This is a genomic window from Streptomyces sp. NPDC012827 (assembly GCF_042900905.1).
Taxonomy (GTDB): Bacteria; Actinomycetota; Actinomycetes; order Streptomycetales; family Streptomycetaceae; genus Streptomyces; species Streptomyces gulbargensis.
The window spans coordinates 31798-50673 of the sequence record NZ_JBIBBY010000015.1 but is presented as its reverse complement, the minus strand read 5'-3'; the positions used below and the strand labels follow the sequence as shown (position 1 = coordinate 50673).

The 18876-nt window shown below is 74.0% G+C and carries 12 protein-coding genes and 1 pseudogene; 10 read left to right on the top strand and 3 right to left on the bottom strand.

Annotated elements, in window-relative coordinates; translation table 11 throughout:
• Positions 1–336 precede the first annotated feature (336 nt).
• Positions 337–1656 (bottom strand): annotated as a pseudogene (locus ACFY60_RS28515) (MFS transporter); the annotation flags it as partial.
• 115 nt (positions 1657–1771) lie between these two features.
• A complete protein-coding gene (locus tag ACFY60_RS28510; RefSeq protein ID WP_388616870.1) occupies positions 1772–3301 on the bottom strand; it encodes an MFS transporter in 1530 nt (509 codons plus the stop codon).
• A gap of 452 nt (positions 3302–3753) precedes the next feature.
• Between ACFY60_RS28510 and ACFY60_RS28505 the strand changes: the two genes are divergently transcribed.
• The 10 genes from ACFY60_RS28505 (at position 3754) to ACFY60_RS28460 (ending at position 18088) form a co-directional block, all read left to right on the top strand.
• Positions 3754–7047 (top strand): BTAD domain-containing putative transcriptional regulator, encoded by a 3294-nt coding sequence (locus ACFY60_RS28505; RefSeq protein WP_388616867.1) that lies wholly within the window; start codon positions 3754–3756, stop codon positions 7045–7047.
• 411 nt (positions 7048–7458) lie between these two features.
• The gene (locus ACFY60_RS28500; protein WP_387793202.1) at positions 7459–8946 is read left to right on the top strand and encodes a flavin monoamine oxidase family protein; all 1488 of its coding nucleotides are present in this window, start codon (positions 7459–7461) and stop codon (positions 8944–8946) included.
• A 224-nt stretch (positions 8947–9170) separates the two neighbouring features.
• On the top strand, positions 9171–10517 hold the full coding sequence (locus ACFY60_RS28495) for a nucleotide disphospho-sugar-binding domain-containing protein (RefSeq protein WP_387793200.1): 1347 nt from the start codon (positions 9171–9173) through the stop codon (positions 10515–10517).
• On the top strand, positions 10518–11660 hold the full coding sequence (locus ACFY60_RS28490) for a DegT/DnrJ/EryC1/StrS family aminotransferase (RefSeq protein WP_387793198.1): 1143 nt from the start codon (positions 10518–10520) through the stop codon (positions 11658–11660).
• Positions 11661–11674: 14 nt separating this feature from the next.
• Positions 11675–12277 carry a dTDP-4-dehydrorhamnose 3,5-epimerase family protein gene (locus ACFY60_RS28485; RefSeq protein ID WP_309049573.1) on the top strand — a complete coding sequence of 201 codons (603 nt, stop codon included), beginning with the start codon at positions 11675–11677 and terminating at the stop codon, positions 12275–12277.
• Between the two features lie 13 nt (positions 12278–12290).
• Positions 12291–13358, top strand: a complete 1068-nt coding sequence (locus ACFY60_RS28480) for a glucose-1-phosphate thymidylyltransferase (RefSeq protein ID WP_387793196.1) — start codon at positions 12291–12293, stop codon at positions 13356–13358.
• The gene (gene rfbB, locus ACFY60_RS28475) at positions 13355–14368 is read left to right on the top strand and encodes a dTDP-glucose 4,6-dehydratase (RefSeq protein ID WP_387793194.1); all 1014 of its coding nucleotides are present in this window, start codon (positions 13355–13357) and stop codon (positions 14366–14368) included. Before ACFY60_RS28480 ends, rfbB begins: the two co-directional genes overlap by 4 nt.
• The gene (rfbH, locus tag ACFY60_RS28470) at positions 14365–15678 is read left to right on the top strand and encodes a lipopolysaccharide biosynthesis protein RfbH (RefSeq protein ID WP_309052433.1); all 1314 of its coding nucleotides are present in this window, start codon (positions 14365–14367) and stop codon (positions 15676–15678) included. The genes rfbB and rfbH overlap by 4 nt, the downstream gene beginning before the upstream one ends.
• A complete protein-coding gene (locus ACFY60_RS28465; protein ID WP_387793191.1) occupies positions 15675–17063 on the top strand; it encodes an NDP-hexose 2,3-dehydratase family protein in 1389 nt (462 codons plus the stop codon). The genes rfbH and ACFY60_RS28465 overlap by 4 nt, the downstream gene beginning before the upstream one ends.
• Entirely contained in the window at positions 17060–18088 is a 1029-nt protein-coding gene (locus tag ACFY60_RS28460) for a Gfo/Idh/MocA family protein (RefSeq protein ID WP_387793188.1), read from the top strand. The genes ACFY60_RS28465 and ACFY60_RS28460 overlap by 4 nt, the downstream gene beginning before the upstream one ends.
• Here the strand turns inward: ACFY60_RS28460 and ACFY60_RS28455 are convergent.
• Positions 18061–18828: an SDR family oxidoreductase gene (locus ACFY60_RS28455; RefSeq protein WP_387793186.1), complete on the bottom strand. Its 768-nt coding sequence runs from the start codon at positions 18826–18828 to the stop codon at positions 18061–18063. The genes ACFY60_RS28460 and ACFY60_RS28455 overlap by 28 nt on opposite strands.
• Positions 18829–18876: the final 48 nt, after the last annotated feature.

Below are 18876 nucleotides of genomic sequence, written 5' to 3'. Positions count from 1 at the left end.
GGACGCGGAGCCTGCCGGGCCGCCCGCCCCGGCCGGATGAGCCGTCCGGGGGCGTGGCCCGCTGCCCGGCGGGCCGGCCGCGAGGGAGCCGGTGACCGCGCCTGCGGCCGCCGGTACGGGCGGGGGAGCGGCCCCCGTGGCCACGTCCCGGGCGGGGCGGCGGCGGGTCGCGGCGGCGGTGATCGCGGCTATCGCGAGGGCGGCGACGGCCAGGACGCCCATCACCGTGCGGAACGCGTCCAGCCAGCCCGGCGCGCCGGCGCCCGGGGCTCCGGCGCCGCCGGGGGAGAGGCGGTGGAAGAAGACGAGCCCGGTGAGCGCGATGCCGAGGACGCCCGCCGTCTCCTGCGCCGTGCCGAGGACACCGGCGGCCATGCCGGTCAGGCGTGCCCGGACGCCCGCCAGCGCGGCCGCCGTCAGCGGGGCCATGAGCAGCCCCATGCCGGCGCCGGTCACGGCGAGTCCGCCGACCAGCCCGACGGGCAGCCCGGTGGCGCCGACGGAGGAGGCGGACCAGCCGATCAGCGCGAAGCCCGCCGCGAGGACCGTGCCGCCGAGGACGGCGATCCGGTTGCCGAGGCGGCCGGTGAGCCGGCCCGTCTGCATGGACGCCGCGAAGAAGGAGGCGTTGAGCGCGACGCCGACCACGCCCGCCGTCACCGGTGACATGCCCCGGCCCTCCTGGAGGAAGAGGGACAGCACGAACGTCAGCCCCGCCGACCCCCCGAACAGCAGGGCCACGCAGACCACGCCCCGGGTGAAACCGGGGTCCCGGAAGACCACCGGGTCCAGCAGCGGGCTGCGCCCCGCCGCGATCCGGCGCCGCTGGTGCGCGGCGAACCCCGCCAGCAGCGGCAGGGACAGGCCGAGGCTCAGCCACGTCCAGGCCGGCCACCCCGACTCGCGGCCGACGACCAGCGGCAGCACCAGTGCCACGAGCCCGGTCGCGGACAGCACCGCCCCGAGCGGGTCGAGCCCCGGCCGCGCCCCGGCACCCGTACCGGCACCCTTGCCGTCCGCCGGCAGCAGCCGCACCATCGCCAGCGCGAGCACCCCCAGCGGCACGTTGATGAGGAAACAGGCGCGCCACCCCAGCCCGCCCAGGTCCGCCGCCAGCAGCAGCCCGCCGACGGCCTGCCCGCCGGTCCCGGCGACGCCCACGGTCGCCCCGTACCAGGCGAAGGCCCGCGCCCGGTCGGCCCCGGGGAACATGCGGCCGATCAGCGCGAGGACCTGAGGTGCCATCAGCGCGGCGGCGAGCCCCTGCGCGATCCGCGCCGCCACGAGGAACCCCGGCCCCGTCGCCAGCCCGCACGCCGCCGACGCGCCCGTGAACAGCGCGAGCCCCACCACGAACACCCGCCGCGGCCCGTACAGGTCGCCGAGCCGTCCGGCGGTGATGAGGCCGATGGCGTACGCGAGGCCGTACCCGACGAGCACCGCCTGCAGGGCGGTCCGTCCGGCGTCCAGGTCGCGCCGGGTCGCCGGCGCCACCGCGTTGACGATGAAGAAGTCGAGCGTCGTCATGAACACCGCGGCGAGCACGACGAGCAGGGCCCACCAGCGGGTCCGCCCCTCGGCTCTGTCCCGGCTCTCGGCTCTGGCCCGGCTCCGGGCCGGGCTGCGCAGGGCGGGGAGGCGTACGACCGACGACATGCGGTCCTCCTGACGGGGGGAGCGGACGGGCCGGGAACGGCGCAGGGGTAGCCCGGATGGAGCTCGGGCTACCCCTGTGCGGCGGTGCGGGTACGGATACGGATCGGGCGCGGCGTCAGTGACCGGCGGGCACGTGGACCTTCTGCGCCTCGGTGGAGGCGCCGTCACCGGCGGCGACCGGCGGCTGGGCCGGCTTGCGGCTCAGCAGCAGGAGCAGCGCGGTGACCAGGCCGACCATCGCGAAGACGGCGGTGGCCAGGAACCCGGCCTGGAAGCCGTCGTTGAGGCCGGCGGCGTCCGTGCCGGTGGTGTAGGCGAAGGCCACCGAGGAGGCGATGGCGATGCCGAGCGCGGCACCGATCTGGAAGACCGCGTTGTTGATGCCGGAGACCAGGCCGGACTCCTCCGGCTTGGCACCCGTCAGCGAGGCGATCGACGCGGCCACGTTGGTGGAGCCGATACCGGAGCCGAAGATGACCAGGCCGAAGAACAGGTCGCTCCAGTAGCCGCCGTTCGGGTCGATCTGCGTGAGCAGGAGCAGACCGACGGAGAGCAGGGTCATACCGACGATGGCGATCGGCTTGTAGCCGACCTTCGCGACGAGCCGGGCGCTGACGTTCGCGCCGATGATGGACATCAGGGCGTAGATCGCGGTGCTCAGACCGAACTTGACGGCGCTGTAGCCGAGCACCTGCTGGGCGTAGAGCGAGGTGATGAGCGCACCGCCGTAGACCGCCATGGCGACGATGATCATCAGGATGTTGCCGCCGACGACCGTGGGGGAGCGGAAGATCCGCAGCGGGATCAGCGGGGCCTGCGACTTGCTCTCGATGACGGTGAAGACGACCAGCAGCACGGCGGCGGCGATCAGCATCCAGACGGTCTGCCCGCTGCCCCAGCCGACGATCGGGGCCTCGGAGACCGCGTACACCAGGAGCGCGATGGCGGCGGTGATGGTGATGGCGCCGGCCGGGTCGAACCGGCGGCGGCCGGCACGGACCGGGGTCTCCTTCAGCAGACGCGGGCCGAAGATCAGGACCGCGGCGACGACCGGGACGTTGATGTAGAAGATCCACTCCCAGCCCAGGCCGTCGGTGATCGGGCCACCGATGAGGAGGGCGGCGGTGGCGCCGAAGGCGCCGATGCCGGTCCAGATGCCCAGCGCCTTGTTGCGCTCCGGGCCCTCGGCGAAGGTGTGCATGAGGACGGCCATGGCGGTCGGCGTCATGACGGCGGCGGCCACACCCTGGATGACACGGGCGGTGATGAGGACCTCGTCGGTCCACGCCAGACCGCACAGCACCGAGGCGATGCCGAACAGGGCCGTGCCGAAGAGGAACATCCTGCGTCCGCCGAGCAGGTCGGCGGTGCGTCCGCCGAACATCAGCAGACCGCCGAAGCTCAGCAGGTAGGCGCTCATCACCCACTGGATGCCGCCGGCCGCGAAGCCGAGCTCCGACTCGATGGCAGGCAGCGCGAGCATGACGATCTGCGAGTCGACGATCACCATGAAGAACGAGGCGACCAGCAGGGTGAGCGCCAGCCAGCGGCGCGGGTCGGGGGCCGAGCCGGTACGGTCCGCCAGGCCCTGCGACCCGACGTCCGTGGCCTGGCTCGTTCGGTTGTTACGGGATTCGCGAGACATGGGGTCCTCGATTCCTCGATTCCTGATCTCTGGGTCTCCGGCGGTCCGGAACCTTTGCGGGGGTCTCGGGCGTTCAGGAGTCGCTGCGTGCCTGGCCGCCGCCCGTTTCCTTACGGCGGCTTTACGAACACCCTGGCCCCTGCTTCTCTCGGCACCCTCACGCCCGGCTCCCGAACGTCACCTCGCGCGCTCACGGGCTCTCACGGCCGTTCCGGCCCGGTGTTTCCGCGTTCCGTCCCGGTGCTGCCGCCCCTCCCGGCACCCGCGCCCGCCCCGTACCACCCCCGCTCCCGTACGACCAGGGGGTGTCCCGGCGCCCACGCGCCGGTACGGCCCCGCCCCCCGCCCCGTACGGCCGCCGCGCCCCGTCCCGTACCGCCGCTCACGGCGTCCTCACGGCCCCGCCCGTCCACCGGCCCCCCGCCGCCCCGCGGCTGGGCTACTGTGCGGCCATGCGCTTCCGGGTACTGGGTCTTCTCGAGGTGTGGACCACGGACGGCAGACCGGTCCCCCTGGGGGAACCCAAGGTCCGCGCCCTCCTCGCCGACCTCCTCATACACGCCGGCCGGCCCGTCTCCACGGACCGGCTCCTCGACGACATGTGGGGCGAGGATCTTCCCGGTAAACCCGCGGCAGCCCTCCAGACCAAGGTCTGGCAACTGCGCCGCACCCTGGAGGAGGCCGAGCCCGGCGGACGGGCCCTCGTCGTCTCCCGCGCCCCCGGCTACCTCCTGGACGTCACCCCCGACACCATCGACGCCGGCCGCTTCGCCGACCTGACGGCCCAGGCCCGCGCCACCGGCGACCTCCCCACCAAGGTCGCGCTGCTCACCGACGCCCTCGCCCTGTGGCGCGGCCCCGCCTACACCGAGTTCGAGAACGAGGCCTTCGCCCGCCGGGCCGTGCAGCACCTGGAGGAACAGCGCGTCTCCGCACTGGAGGAGCAGGCCGCCGCGCGCCTGGCCCTCGGCGAACACCACCTGCTCGCCGACGAACTCGCCGGCCTGGTCGCCGCCCACCCGTTGCGCGAACGCCTCCACGCCATCCACCTGCGCGCCCTCTACCGCGCCGGCCGTCAGAACGACGCCCTCGACGGCTACGCCCGCCTCCGCGCCCGGCTGCGCGACGAGCTCGGCCTCGACCCGGGCGCCGAACTCACCGCCCTCCACCAGGCGATCCTCCAGCAGGACCCGTCCCTCGACGCCCCCGCCACCGCCCCGGCCGGGGCCGTCACCGCCGGCCCCGCGGCCGGCGCCCCGCGGCAGCGCGGCAACCTGCCCGTCCCCCTCACCGAACTGGTCGGCCGCGCCGACGACCTGACGGCCCTGCGGACGCTCCTCACCGACACCACCGGCCCCCGCGGCCGACTCGTCACCCTCACCGGGCCCGGCGGCGTCGGCAAGACCCGCCTCGCCCTCGAAGCGGCCGCCCAGGCCGCCGACGCCTTCCCCGACGGCGCGTGGCTCGTCGAACTCACCGGCCCGGCCGCCCGCCCCGACACCTCCGGCGACGTGTCCGCCACCGCCCACGTCGTCGCCGCCGCCCTCGGCATGCGCGACGACACGACCCCGGACGGCGCCGACGACCGCCCCGACACCCCGGCCGAACGGCTCGCCACCGCCCTCCACGCCAAACGCGCCCTGCTGCTCCTCGACAACTGCGAGCACGTGGTGGACGCCGTCGCCGAACTCACCGGCACCCTCCTCGCCCGCGCCCCCCACCTGCGGGTTCTCGCCACCAGCCAGGAACCCCTCGGCATCACCGGCGAGATCCTCCGCCCCGTCGGCCCGCTCGCCCTGCCCGACGCCGCCGCCACCGGCCCCGACCACCTCGGCCGCGCCGAGGCCGTCCAGCTGTTCGTCGCCCGCGCCCAGGCCGCCGACCCCGGCTTCGCGCTCACCGCCGACAACGCCGAGGCCGTCGCCGCCGTCTGCCGCCGCCTCGACGGCATCCCGCTCGCCCTCGAACTGGCCGCCACCCGCGTCCGTACCCTCGGCGCCCGCGAACTCGCCGCCCGCCTCGACGACCGCTTCCGCGTGCTCGCCGCCGGCCGCCGTGACGCCCCGGCACGCCAGCGCACCCTCCGCGCGGTCATCGACTGGAGCTGGGACCTCCTCACCCCCGCCGAACAGACCGTCCTGCGCCGCCTCGCCGTCCACGCCGACGGCTGCACCCTGGACGCCGCCGAAGCGGTCTGCGCCGACGACGCCCTCCCCGCCGCCGAGGTCCTCGACCTCCTCGCCCGCCTGGTCGACCGGTCCCTCGTCGTCGCCGCCGACACCCCGGCGGGCGTGCGCTACCGGCTCCTCGAATCCGTCGCCGCCTACGGCCTGGAACGCCTCGACGACGCCGGCGAGACCACGGAGGTACGCCGCCGGCACGCCCGCCACCACCTGGCGCTCGCCGAGACCGCCGCCCCGCACCTGCGCGGCCGCGACCAGCGCACCTGGCTCGAACGCCTCGACACCGAGGCCGGCAACCTCCGCGCCGCCCTGGAGACCTGCGTCCGCACCGGCGCCGCCGACGACGCCCTGCGCCTGGTCATCGCCCAGTCCTGGTACTGGTTCCTGCGCGGCCGGCTCGGCGAGGCCCTGCGCTCCTTCGACCAGGCCCTCTCCGTGCCCGCGGACGACACCGCCGTCTGCCGCGCCCACCACGCCGACGCCACCGTCCGCCGCGCGGCCCTCGCCCTGCACTCCGGCGACGCCGAGGGCCCCGCCCGGGCCGCCGCCGCCTTCCCCCTCATCGACCACATCACCGACCCCTGCGACCGGGCCCACGCCCTGTGGCTGCTCTCCTTCACCCTGTACGGCTCCGGCGACCTCGCCTCCAACCAGGACCGGGCCACCACCGCGCTCGCCGCCTTCGAGGAACTCGGCGACCCGTGGGGCCGCGCCGCCGCCCTCACCCTCCGCGCCGGGCACGCCCTCATCCGCGGCGACTTCCCCGCCGCCTCCCGCGACGCCGGCGTCAGCCTCGGCCTCTTCCGCGAACTCGGGGACCGCTGGGGCCAGTTGCGAGCAGGAGACCTGCTCGCCCAGCTCGCCGAGATCCACGAGGACTACGACGAGGCCACCCGCATGCACCGCGACGGGCTGCGCATGGCCGAGGAGCTCGGCCTGTGGACCGACGCCTCCTACAAATGGTCCGGCCTCGGCCGCATCGCGCTGCTCACCGGCGACCACGCCGAGGCCCGCCGCTTCCACGAGCACGGCCTGCGCCTCGCCGCCGAACAGGCCCACAAGCGCGGCGAGCAGTTCGCCGAGACCGGTCTCGCCCTCGTCGCCCGCCGCGAGGGCCGCCTGGACGACGCCGAGGCCCACCTCACCAAATGGCTCGACTGGCTCCGCGCCGTCTACGGAGACCTCGGCACCGCCCTGGTCATGGCCGAGCTCGGCTTCATCGCCGAACAGCGCGGCGACGCCGGCACCGCCCGCGCCCACCACCTCGCCGGCCACGCCGCCGCCCGCGAGACCGGGGACCCCCGTGCCCTCGCCCTCGCCCTCGAAGGCCTCGCTGGCACCTGCGCCCTGACGGGCCACCACACCCACGCCGCCCGTCTCCTCGGCGCCGCCGCCGCCGCCCGCGAATCCGTCGGCCGGCCCCTGCCCCGTACGGAGAGCGGCGACGTCGACCGCATCTCCGCCGCCGTACGGGAAGCCCTCGGCGAGGAGCTCTACACCAAGGAACTCGCCACCGGCCGCACCTTCGACGCCCACGACCCGGCCCTCCTCGAAGGCGTGTGACCCCCGCACCCCCGTGAGCGCGCCGCTCACGGGGGGCGGTGACCCGGTGGGACGAGCGGCCGAGGCCGGTCCCCACCGTCCCGGCCCCCGCCCCCACCGCCCGCGCGGCACCCGCCCCGGCCCCGACGCCCCGCCCCGCGCGGAGCCCCGGCCCGGGGTCCCCGTACCAGGACCGTCCCGGTCCCACGTCCCCCTCAAGCCCCCGTCACGCCCGCTTCACTCCGCTGATGACCCGCCGATGAGCGGCCGGTGAGCGAGGGCTTGGTCCCGTGGCCGGATCGTGTGGTGAGGTGGTGCCGCCTCCGCGGGCCCGGCCGGATCCGGCCACCGTCGCGAGAAGCGCCCCTCCTTCCCCGGTCCGACCGGACCGGCCTGGGCCCGCCCCTTTCCAGCCGACCCAGGGAGAGCACTTTGGCGTCCCAGCACACCCCCGCCGCGGCCGTGACCGGCACGGCCCCCGCGCCCACCCCCCGCCGCACCGTCCTCAAGGCGGCCGGCCTCGCGACCCTGACCGCCACCGCCGCCACCGCGTTCGGCGCGGCCGCCGCCTTCCCGACCCACGCCGAGGAGTCCCGGCCCACCGACCCGTACGACGTGATCGTCATCGGCGCCGGCTTCGCCGGGATCGCCGCCGCCCGCGCCGCCCGGGCCCAGGGCAGGCGCACCCTCCTCCTGGAGGCCCGCTCCCGCATCGGCGGCCGCACCTGGACCGGCACCTTCGCCGGTGAGCAGGTCGAGATGGGCGGCGCCTGGGTGCACCCGGTGCACACCCGCGTCTGGCGCGAGATACAGAGCCACGGCATATCCCTCGTCGCCGACGACACCCCGCCGGACAGCCTCGTCCTGCCGTCCGGCAGCGGCTACGCCGCCTTCTCGCCCGACGAGGCGGGCACCCGGCTCGGGGAACTGCTCACGGACTTCTTCGCCGGAGCGGAGCCGTACTTCCCCCAGCCCCACGACCCGCTCCTGCGGGCCGACCTGCTCGCCGAACCCGACCGGCTGACCCTGCGCGACCGGCTCGACCAGCTGCGGCTCTCCCCTCAGGACGACGCCTGGCTGGCCGGCCACACCGCCACCGCCGGCGGCACCAACACCCGCGGCGCCTACACCGCCCTGGTCCGCCAGTACGCCCTGTCCGGCTGGGACCTCGGCACGTACAACGGCCTCAACGCCTACCGTCCCGTCAGCGGCATGACCGGGCTCGCCACCGCCATGCTGCGGGACCAGCCCGTCACCCTCCGGCTCAACAGCCCGGTGGCCGCCGTCACCGACACCGGCAGCCGCGTCCTCGTCGACACCCGCCGCGGCGAACGGTTCACCGCCGCCTCGGTCGTCGTCGCCGTCCCCGCCAACGTGTGGAACACGATCGCCTTCCCGGCGGGTCTGCCCCGCGAGTTCGCCGCCGCGTCCGCCGCCGGCATCGCCGTCCCCCACGCCAAGAAGATCTGGATGAAGGTCCGCGGCGGCGCCGGCCGGTTCCTCGCCCAGGGCACCGAGACCGGCAGCCCCCTCATCGGCGTCGTCCCGCACACCGTCCTCGCCGACGGCTCCATGCTGATGATCGGCTTCAGCGTCGACCCGGCCCTGGACCACACCAGCCTCCCCCAGGTCCAGGCCGCCCTGCGCCGCTTCTCGCCCGACGCCGTCGTGGAGGCCCTGGTCTCCCAGGACTGGGGCGCCGACCCGTACGCCCGCGGCGGCTGGTCGTTCATGCGGCCCCTGCAACTCACCCGCCAGCTGCGCACCCTCCAGCAGCCGTACGGGCGGCTGGTATTCGCCGGCAGCGACATCGCCGCCGGCTGGTCCGGCTTCGTCGAGGGCGCCGTCGAATCCGGCGAACACGCCGCCGGTCTCGCCCTGGAGATCGCCTCCCGCCGGTCGGTCCTGACGGCCGCGTAACACCCCGCACGAGGAAGGGCCGGAGCGGAACCCCCGCCCCGGCCCTTTCGCATGACCGGAAACGGCGCAGGTGGGAGAGGTGAACGGGAAGGACGGGTTACCCGGCGATGAGACGACGGTGAGAAGTTTCCAGCTACGGTCAAGAAAATTCCAACCGCGCCCCACGGGGATGCGCTGTGTGCAGTGACGGCGCGGTTGAGGACACGACCGATGGAGTCACTCTCTTGCGAGTCCTCTTCACCGTCTGGCCCGCGACCGCCCACCTCTACCCGATCGTTCCGCTCGCCTGGGCGCTGCAGAGCGCCGGGCACGACGTGCGGATCGCCGCCCACCCCGCCATGGCCCCCGTCATCACCTCCGTGGGGCTCACCGCCGTCCCGCTGGGCGACCCGGCGGCCGTCCCACCGCCCCGCGCGGCCAACCGGCCGCTCTCCGCCGAGGCCGAGCAGCGGCTCGACCGGCTCACCGAACGGCTCGGCCTGGACGCGGACGGCCGGTACGCGTGGGGCGCCTTCCGCCGCTTCATGATTCCGTGCCTGCGGGACTTCCACCCCGCCGACGCCTCCCCCTCCGACCCGATGCCGGCCGTCGACGAGCTCGTCGCCCACGCCCGCTCCTGGCGGCCCCACCTGATCGTCTGGGACCCCTGCTGGCCGTCCGCCGCCGTCGCCGCCCGCGTCTCCGGGGCCGCCCACGCCCGCCTGCTGTGGGGCCTGGACTACTTCGCCTGGGCCGGTGAGACCCTCGCCGCCCGGGGCGCCGCGCCCGGCGAGAACCCGCTCGTCGAGGCGGTCCGCCCGGTCGCCGAGCGGTACGGCGTCGACGTCGACGACGAACTCCTGTACGGGCAGTGGACCGTCGACCCGATACCCGCGCCGATGCGGCTGCCCACCCGCGTCCGCACCGTCCCCCTGCGCTGGGTGCCCTTCACCGGCACCGGCCCGCTCCCCGACTGGCTGCGCACCCCGCCCGAGCGGCCCCGGGTCGCCCTCTCCCTCGGGGTGTCGGTACGGAAGTTCTTCAAGGACGGCGCCGACCGGGTCGAAGCCCTCCTGGACGCCGTCTCCGGCCTCGACGCCGACGTCGTCGCCACCCTCGACGCCGACCAGCTCGACGGACTGCCCCCGCTGCCCGGCAACGTCCGCACCGTCGACTACGTCCCGCTCAACCAGCTCCTGCCGACGACCTCCGCGATCATCCACCACGGCGGCATCGGCACCTTCGCGGCGGCCGCCGCCTTCGGCGTCCCGCAGCTCGTCAACGACGAGGAGAGCGAGTTCGTCGTCGTGGACGACCACGGCACGCACTCCACCTTCCGCGAACGCCACATGGACGCCCCGCCCACCTCCGCCTACGTCCGGCGGCGCGGCGCGGGCCTCTCCCTCGACCGCCACACCCAGTCCACCGGCGAGATGCGCGAGCGGATCCGCCGCGTCCTGGGCGAGGACTCCTTCCGGGCCGGCGCGGCCGGCATCCACGACGACCTGCTGGCCACCCCGAGCCCCCACGACCTCGTCCCCGTCCTGGAACGCCTCACCGCCCGCCACGCCGCCCGCGGAACGGAGCAGTAGATGATCAACGTCTTCCAGCCCAGTCTCGGCGAGGAGGAGCTCGCCGCCGTCGCCGAGGTCTTCGCCGACAACTGGCTCGGCCACGGCCCCCGCACCCAGAAGTTCGAGGCCGAGTTCGCCGCCCACCTCGGCGTCGACCCGCGGCACGTCCTGTTCATCAACTCCGCCACCGCCGGCCTGTTCCTCTCCACCGAACTCCTCGGCCTCGGCCCCGGCGACGACGTCGTCCTGCCGTCCATGAGCTTCGTCGCCGCCGGCAACGCGGTCGCCGCCACCGGCGCCCGGCCCGTCTTCTGCGACGTCGACGCCCGCACCCTCAACCCGACCGCCGAGGACGTCGAACGCGCCCTCACCCCCCGCACCAAGGCCGTCGTCGTCCTCCACTACGGCGGCCACCCCGGCGACATCGAACGCATCGCCACCCTCTGCCGCGACCGCGGCATCCACCTCGTCGAGGACGCCGCCTGCGCCGTCGCCTCCGACGTCCGCGGCAAACGGGCCGGCACCTTCGGCGACCTCGCCATGTGGAGCTTCGACTCCATGAAGGTCCTCGTCACCGGCGACGGCGGCATGCTCTACGTACGCGACCCGGAACTCGCCCGCACCGCCCGCACCCTCGCCTACCACGGCCTCGAACAGTCCAGCGGCTTCGCCGCCGCCAAGGTCTCCGCCCGCTGGTGGGACCTGAACGTCCGCGCCTTCGGCCGCCGCGTCATCGGCAACGACGTCACCGCCGCCATCGGCAGCGTCCAGCTCCGCCGGCTGCCCGAATTCACCGCCCGCCGGCGCGCGATCACCGAGACCTACGACCGGCTCCTCGCCGGCGCCGACGGCATCACCACCCCGCCGCCCCTGCCCGACGGCCACACCAGCTCGTACTACTTCTACTGGGTCCAGCTGGAGAGCGCCCGCGTCCGCGACGCCGTCGCCGCCGACCTCCTCGAACGCGGCGTCTACACCACCCTGCGCTACCCGCCGCTCCACAAGGTGCCCGCCTACGGCGCCGACGCCGGCGCCGACCTCCCCGGCACCGACCGGGCCGCCGACACCACCCTCCTGCTCCCGCTCCACCAAGGGCTCGACGACGCCGACGTCCGCACCGTCGCCGGTGAACTGCGCAAGGCCGTCGAGCACCGGACCTGACCGGAAGGCCCCCCGTGCACACAGCGGAAACCGCCGTCCCCGGAGCGTACGTCCTCACCCCCGGCCTGCTGACCGACGAACGCGGCTCCTTCCACGAGGCCCTGCGCGTCCCCGCCCTGGAACGGCTCACCGGCCGGCCCTTCACGCCCCGCCAGATCAACTACTCCACCTCGCGCCGCAACACCCTGCGCGGCATCCACGGCGTCACCGTCCCACCCGGCCAGGCCAAGTTCGTCACCTGCGTCCGCGGCGCCGTCCGCGACATCGTCGTCGACCTGCGCGTGGGCTCCCCGGCCTTCGGCCGCCACCACACGACCCTGCTCGACGCCGCCTCCGGGCGGTCCGTGTACGTCCCCGAGGGCGTCGGCCACGGCTTCCTCACCCTCACCGACGACGCCTGCGTCTGCTACGTCCTCTCCAGCGAGCACGTGCCCGGCACCCAGGTCGACATCAACCCCCTGGACCCGGACCTCGCCCTGCCCTGGGGATTCACCGAGCCACCCCTCATGTCCGCGAAGGACACCCGCGCGCCGGGCGTCGAGGCCGCACGCCTCGCCGGCCTGCTCGCCTCCTGGGACGACGTGCCCCCCGGCGGCGCACCCACACCACAGCTGTGAGGAGAACTCCGACGTGAAAGCGCTCGTGCTGGCGGGCGGCACAGGCACCCGCCTGCGCCCCTTCAGCTACTCCATGCCGAAACAGCTCATCCCCGTCGCCAACAAGCCCGTCCTCGAACACGTCCTGGAGAACATCCGCGACCTGGGCGTCACCGAGACCGGCGTCATCGTCGGCGACACCGAACCCGCCATCCGCGCCGCCCTCGGCGACGGCTCCCGCTTCGGCGTCCGCATCACCTACCTGCGCCAGGACAAGCCCCGCGGTCTCGCCCACTGCGTCCTCCTCGCCCGCTCCTTCCTCGGCGAGGACGACTTCGTGATGTACCTCGGCGACAACATGCTCCCCGAAGGCGTCACCGACATCGCCGCCGCCTTCCGCGAGCACCGGCCCGCCGCCCACGTCGTCGTCCACAAGGTCCCCGACCCGCAGGCCTTCGGCGTCGCCGAACTCGCCGGCGACGGCACCGTCCTCAGCCTCGTCGAGAAACCCCGCGAACCGCGCAGCGACCTCGCCCTCATCGGCGTCTACTTCTTCACCCCCGCCGTCCACGAGGCCGTCGCCGCCATCGAACCCAGCGCCCGGGGCGAACTCGAGATCACCGACGCCATCCAGTGGCTCGTCACCCAGGGCGCCACCGTCCGCGCCGGCGAGTACAGCGGCTACTGGAAGGACACCGGCCGCGCCGAGGACGTCCTCGACTGCAACCGGCGCCTCCTCGCCGCCCTGCCCCCGCGCGTCGACGGCGACGTCGACGCCTTCAGCGACGTCGCCCCCAACGTGGTCGTCGAAGCGGGCGCCCGGATCGTACGGTCCCGTGTCGAGGGCCCCGCCGTCATCGGCGCCGGCACCCTCGTGGAGGACAGCCACATCGGCCCCGACACCTCCATCGGCCGCGACTGCCTCGTCCGCGGCACCCGGCTCGCCGACTCCATCGTCATGGACGGTGCCACCATCGAACACGTCCCCGGCCTGCGCGCCTCCCTCATCGGGCGCGAGGCCGCCGTCCACCCCACCGGCCACGGCGAGTCCCGCCACCGCCTGGTCATCGGGGACCACACCCGCGTCGAGGTCGCCCCATGAGAATCCTGGTCACCGGAGGCGCCGGCTTCATCGGCTCCCACTACGTCCGCACCCTGCTGGCCGGCGGCTACCCCGGCTACGAGGACGCCCACGTCACCGTCCTCGACAAACTCACCTACGCCGGCAACCGCGACAACATCCCCCTCGGCCACCCCCGCCTCACCCTGGTCGAGGGCGACGTCTGCGACCTCCCCCTGCTCCGCGAGGTCCTCCCCGGCCACGACGCCGTCGTCCACTTCGCCGCGGAATCCCACGTCGACCGCTCCCTGGCCGCCGCCGCCGAATTCGTCCGCACCAACGTCGGCGGCACCCAGACCCTCCTGGAGGCCTGCGTGGCCACCGGCGTCGCCCGCGTCGTCCACGTCTCCACCGACGAGGTGTACGGCACCATCGCCGAAGGCTCCTGGACCGAGGACCACCCGCTGCTGCCCAACTCCCCGTACGCGGCGACCAAGGCCTCCTCGGACCTCATCGCCCGCGCCTACTGGCGCACCCACGGACTCGACCTGTCCCTCACCCGCTGCTCCAACAACTACGGGCCCTACCAGCACCCCGAGAAACTCATCCCCCTCTTCGTCACCAACCTCCTGGAGGGCGGCACCGTCCCCCTCTACGGCGACGGCCTCAACGTCCGCGAATGGCTCCACGTCGACGACCACTGCCGCGCCATCCAGCTCGTCCTCACCCGCGGCCGCCCCGGCGAGATCTACAACGTCGGCGGCGGCAACGAGCAGACCAACCTCGCCGTCACCGAACGGCTGCTGCACCTCTGCGGCGCCGACCGCTCCGCGGTCCGCCACGTCGCCGACCGCAAGGGCCACGACCTGCGCTACTCCCTGGACGAGACGAAGATCCGCGAGGAACTGGGATACGCCCCCCTCGTCCCGTTCGACCAGGGCCTGGCCGACACCGTCGCCTGGTACCGCGACAACACCGCCTGGTGGAAGGCGTCCAAGCACCGCCACGAAGAGGCCCGAGGCCACGACCACGGAGAGGGAAACCCCGCATGAGCGACCACAAGGCACTCGTCCTGGACGAGACGCGCAAGTACCACCAGGACAGCGAGCACACCGCGACCGCCGGCGGCTTCGTCCCCGGCGTCACCGAGATCTGGCCCTCCGGCGCCGTCCTCGACGCCGACGACCGCGCCGCCCTCGTCGAAGCCGCCCTCGACCTGCGCATCGCCGCCGGCCCCAGCTCCCGGAAGTTCGAGTCGGCCTTCGCCCGCCGCATCGGCGTCCGCAAGGCCCACCTCACCAACTCCGGCTCCTCCGCCAACCTCCTCGCCCTGTCCGCCCTCACCTCCCACCTCCTGGAGGACCGGCGACTGCGCCCCGGCGACGAGGTGATCACCGTCGCCGCCGGCTTCCCCACCACCGTCAACCCGATCGTCCAGAACGGGCTCGTCCCCGTCTTCGTGGACATCGAACTCGGCACGTACAACACCACCGCCGAACGCGTCGCCCAGGCCATCGGCCCCCGCACCCGGGCCATCATGATCGCCCACGCCCTCGGCAACCCCTTCGAGGCCGCCGAGATCGCCCGCCTCGCCGAGGACCACGGCCTCTTCCTCGTCGAGGACAACTGCGACGCCGTCGGCTCCACCTACCAGGGCAGGCTCACCGGCACCTTCGGCCACTTCAGCACCGTCAGCTTCTACCCGGCCCACCACCTCACCATGGGGGAAGGCGGCATCGTCCTGACCTCCAACCTCCAGTACGCGCGGATCGTCGAATCCCTCCGCGACTGGGGCCGGGACTGCTGGTGCGAACCGGGCAAGAACAACACCTGCCTCAAGCGGTTCGACTACCAGATGGGCACCCTGCCCGCCGGGTACGACCACAAGTACATCTTCAGCCACGTCGGCTACAACCTGAAGGCCACCGACCTCCAGGCCGCCCTCGGACTGAGCCAGCTCACCAAGCTCGACTCCTTCGTCGAGGCCCGCAAGCGCAACTGGCGCCGCCTGCGCGACGGCCTCGACGGCGTCCCCCACCTCCTGCTGCCCGAGGCCACCCCCGGCAGCGACCCCAGCTGGTTCGGCTTCGTCCTCACCGTCGACCCCGACGCCCCCTTCACCCGCGCGGCCCTCGTCGACTTCCTCGAATCCCGCAAGATAGGCACCCGGCGCCTCTTCGCCGGCAACCTCACCCGCCACCCCGCCTACCTCGACCGGCCCCACCGCGTCTCCGGCACCCTCACCAACAGCGACATCGTCACCGAGCACACCTTCTGGGTCGGCGTCTATCCCGGCCTCACCGACGAGATGCTCGACTACGTCATCGCCTCCATCCGCGCCTTCGTGGAGGACCACACGTGACCACCGCCGCCGCCCTGCGCCCCCGCCACGACGACCGGCTCGCCGACCGCCTCGCCCGCTCCGCCGCCGTCACCGACACCGGCCACCAGCTACGCACCGACGCCTTCGACGACTGGCTCGACGCCCGCCGCCGCGCCCACCACTTCCGCGTCGACCGGATCCCCTTCGCCGCCCTCGACGGCTGGTCCTTCGACCCCGCCACCGGCAACCTCGGCCACCGCAGCGGACGCTTCTTCACCGTCGAGGGACTCGACGTCACCGTCGGCCAGGGCCCCACCGCCCGGCACTGGCAGCAGCCCGTCATCAACCAGCCCGAAGTCGGCATCCTCGGCATCCTCGCCAAGGAATTCGACGGCGTCCTCCACTTCCTCATGCAGGCCAAGATGGAGCCCGGCAACCCCAACCTGCTCCAGCTCTCGCCCACCGTCCAGGCCACCCGCAGCAACTACACCAAGGTCCACCGCGGCGCCGACGTGAAGTACCTCGAACACTTCACCGGCCCGCGCCGCGGACACGTCCTCGCCGACACCCTCCAGTCCGAACACGGCTCCTGGTTCCACCACAAGGCCAACCGCAACGTCCTCGTCGAGACCACCGGCGACGTACCCGCCGACGACGACTTCTGCTGGCTCACCCTCGGCCAGATCGGACGCCTCCTGCTGCGCCCCAACACCGTCAACATGGACGCCCGCACCGTCCTCGCCTGCGTCCCCGCCGGCCACGGCGCGCCCCACGCCCTGCACACCGACACCGACCTGCGGTCCTGGATCACCGGCGAACGCTCCCGCCACGACCTCCACACCCGCCGCATCCCGCTCGCCCGCGTCACCGACTGGATCCGCGACGACCACACCGTCCGCCACGTCCACGACCGCTACTTCCGCGTCACCGCCGTCTCCGTCGAAGCCGGCAACCGCGAGGTCACCGGCTGGACCCAGCCCCTCTTCGAACCCGTCGGCCGCGGCGTCACCGCCTTCGCCGTCCGCTCCTTCGCCGGCGTCCCCCACCTCCTCGTCCACGCCCGCGTCGAAGCCGGCTTCCTCGACACCGTCGAACTCGGCCCCACCGTCCAGTACACCCCCGAGAACTTCGCCCACCTCACCGGCGAGGACCGGCCCCCCTTCCTCGACGCCGTCCGCGCCGCCCCCGCCTCCGCCGTCCTCTACGAGGCCGTCCACGCCGAGGAAGGCGGCCGGTTCCTCAACGCCGAGAGCCGCTACCTCCTCGTCGACGCCGACCGCGCCGGCCTCCCCGAGGACCTCCCGCCCGGCTACCGCTGGGCCACCCCCGCCCAGCTCACCGACCTGCTCCGGCACAGCCACTACCTCAACGTCCAGGCCCGCACCCTGCTCGCCGTCCTCACCACCGGAGCCGTACAGCTGTGACCCCGCCCCTCCGCGTCGGCGTCCTCGGCTGCGCCGACATCGCCCTGCGCCGCATGCTGCCCGCCCTCGCCGCCGCGCCCACCGCCGCCCTCGCCGCCGTCGCCAGCCGCGACCCGGCGAAGGCCCGGCAGGCCGCCGCCCCCTACGGCTGCCGCGCCGTCCACGGCTACCGCGCCCTCCTCGACGACGACACCGTCGACGCCGTCTACATCCCGCTCCCGGCCGCCCTCCACGCCCCGTGGACCGAGGCCGCGCTCACCGCGGGCAAGCACGTCCTCGCCGAGAAGCCGCTCAGCACCGACGCCGCCACCACCGCCCGGCTCACCGACCTCGCCCGGGACCGTGGACGCGTCCTCATGGAGAACGTGATGTTCGTCCACCACGGCCTCCACCGAGCCGTCCGCGACCTCGTCGCCGACGGCGCCATCGGCGAACTCCGCTCCTTCCACGCCGCCTTCTGCGTCCCCCGCCGCGACCCCGGCGACATCCGCCTGCGCGCCGACCTCGGCGGCGGCGCCCTCGCCGACACCGGCGTCTACCCCCTGCGGGCCGCCCTCCACCACCTCGGCACCGGCCTGCGCACCGTCGGAGCCGCCCTCACCCACCCCCACGACGGCGACCCCACGGCCGCCCCGGTGGAAACCTCCGGCTCCGCCCTGCTCACCACCCCCGAAGGCGTCACCGCCCACCTCGCCTTCGGCCTCGACCACGCCTACCTCAACCGCTACGAACTCCACGGCAGCCACGGCCGCCTCACCGTCGACCGCGCCTTCACCCCGCCCGCCGACCACGAACCCGTCATCCACCTGGAAACGCCCGAGCGGGGACGCGCCCTGCGCGTCCCCGCCGAGGACCAGGTGGCGAACACCGTCGCCGCCTTCACCGCCGCCGTACGGAACGGCACCCCGCCCGACCCGGTCACGCTCGTCCAGGCCACGCTCCTGGACGAGCTCCGGGCCGCCGCCGGCACCCCCACGGCCCCGGCGGGCCGGGCCGCCTACTCGAACAGCGGGGGGATGCCCTGACCCATGCCGCCGTCCGCGTGCAGCACGGTGCCGGTGCTGAACGTCGCGTCGAAGGCCAGGTACAGCACCGCCGCGGCGATCTCCTCCGGCTCCGCGTGCCGGCCCAGGGGGGTCAGCTGCGCGCCTTCCTTCTCGTTCGCCGCCTTCTCCTCCTCCGTCATGTTCGCGTAGCCCATCGTCGGCGTCAGGGTGAAGCCGGGGCTGACCGAGTTCACCCGGATCTTCCGCGACAGCAGCTCGGCCGCGAACACCTTCGCGAAACCGCCCACCGCCGCCTTCATGCCCGTCGCCACACTGGTGCCCGGGTATCCGTGCCCGACGAGCACGGCCGTCGTGAAGACGATCGAACCCCCGTCGTTCACCAGCGGCGCCAGCGCCTGCGTCGTGAAGAAGGCGCCCTTGGTGTTGATGTCGAAGGACTTGTCGAACGCCTCCTCCGTCACCTCCTCCAGCATGCCCAGCTCCGCGTAACCGACGTTCACGAACAGGAAGTCGATCCGGCCGAGCTTCTCCTCGACGATCCCGCCCAGCGCCCTGATGTCGGCCATGCTGCCCGCGTCGGAGCGCACCACGTGCGCCGGCAGGCCCGCGAGCTCGGTGCGCACGGCCTCGATGTTCTTCTCGTTCCGCCCGGTCAGCAGCACCTCGGCGCCGCCGTCGAGCAGCCCCCGGACCACGGCCAGCCCGATGCCGTGCGTACCACCGGTGACGACGGCCTTCTTGCCCGCGTACTTCCCCATGACGAACAACCCGCTTCCTTCGTGGACAACCCGTGCCGGACCCTGTGC

Bases quoted from the DNA above. Each gene is read 5' to 3' on its own strand.
- ACFY60_RS28505 (WP_388616867.1), top strand. From the start codon at position 3,754: ATGCGCTTCCGGGTACTGGGTCTTCTCGAGGTGTGGACCACGGACGGC.
- rfbH (WP_309052433.1), top strand. From the start codon at position 14,365: ATGAGCGACCACAAGGCACTCGTCCTGGACGAGACGCGCAAGTACCAC.
- ACFY60_RS28510 (WP_388616870.1), bottom strand. From the start codon at position 3,301: ATGTCTCGCGAATCCCGTAACAACCGAACGAGCCAGGCCACGGACGTC.
- ACFY60_RS28490 (WP_387793198.1), top strand. From the start codon at position 10,518: ATGATCAACGTCTTCCAGCCCAGTCTCGGCGAGGAGGAGCTCGCCGCC.
- ACFY60_RS28455 (WP_387793186.1), bottom strand. From the start codon at position 18,828: ATGGGGAAGTACGCGGGCAAGAAGGCCGTCGTCACCGGTGGTACGCAC.
- rfbB (WP_387793194.1), top strand. From the start codon at position 13,355: ATGAGAATCCTGGTCACCGGAGGCGCCGGCTTCATCGGCTCCCACTAC.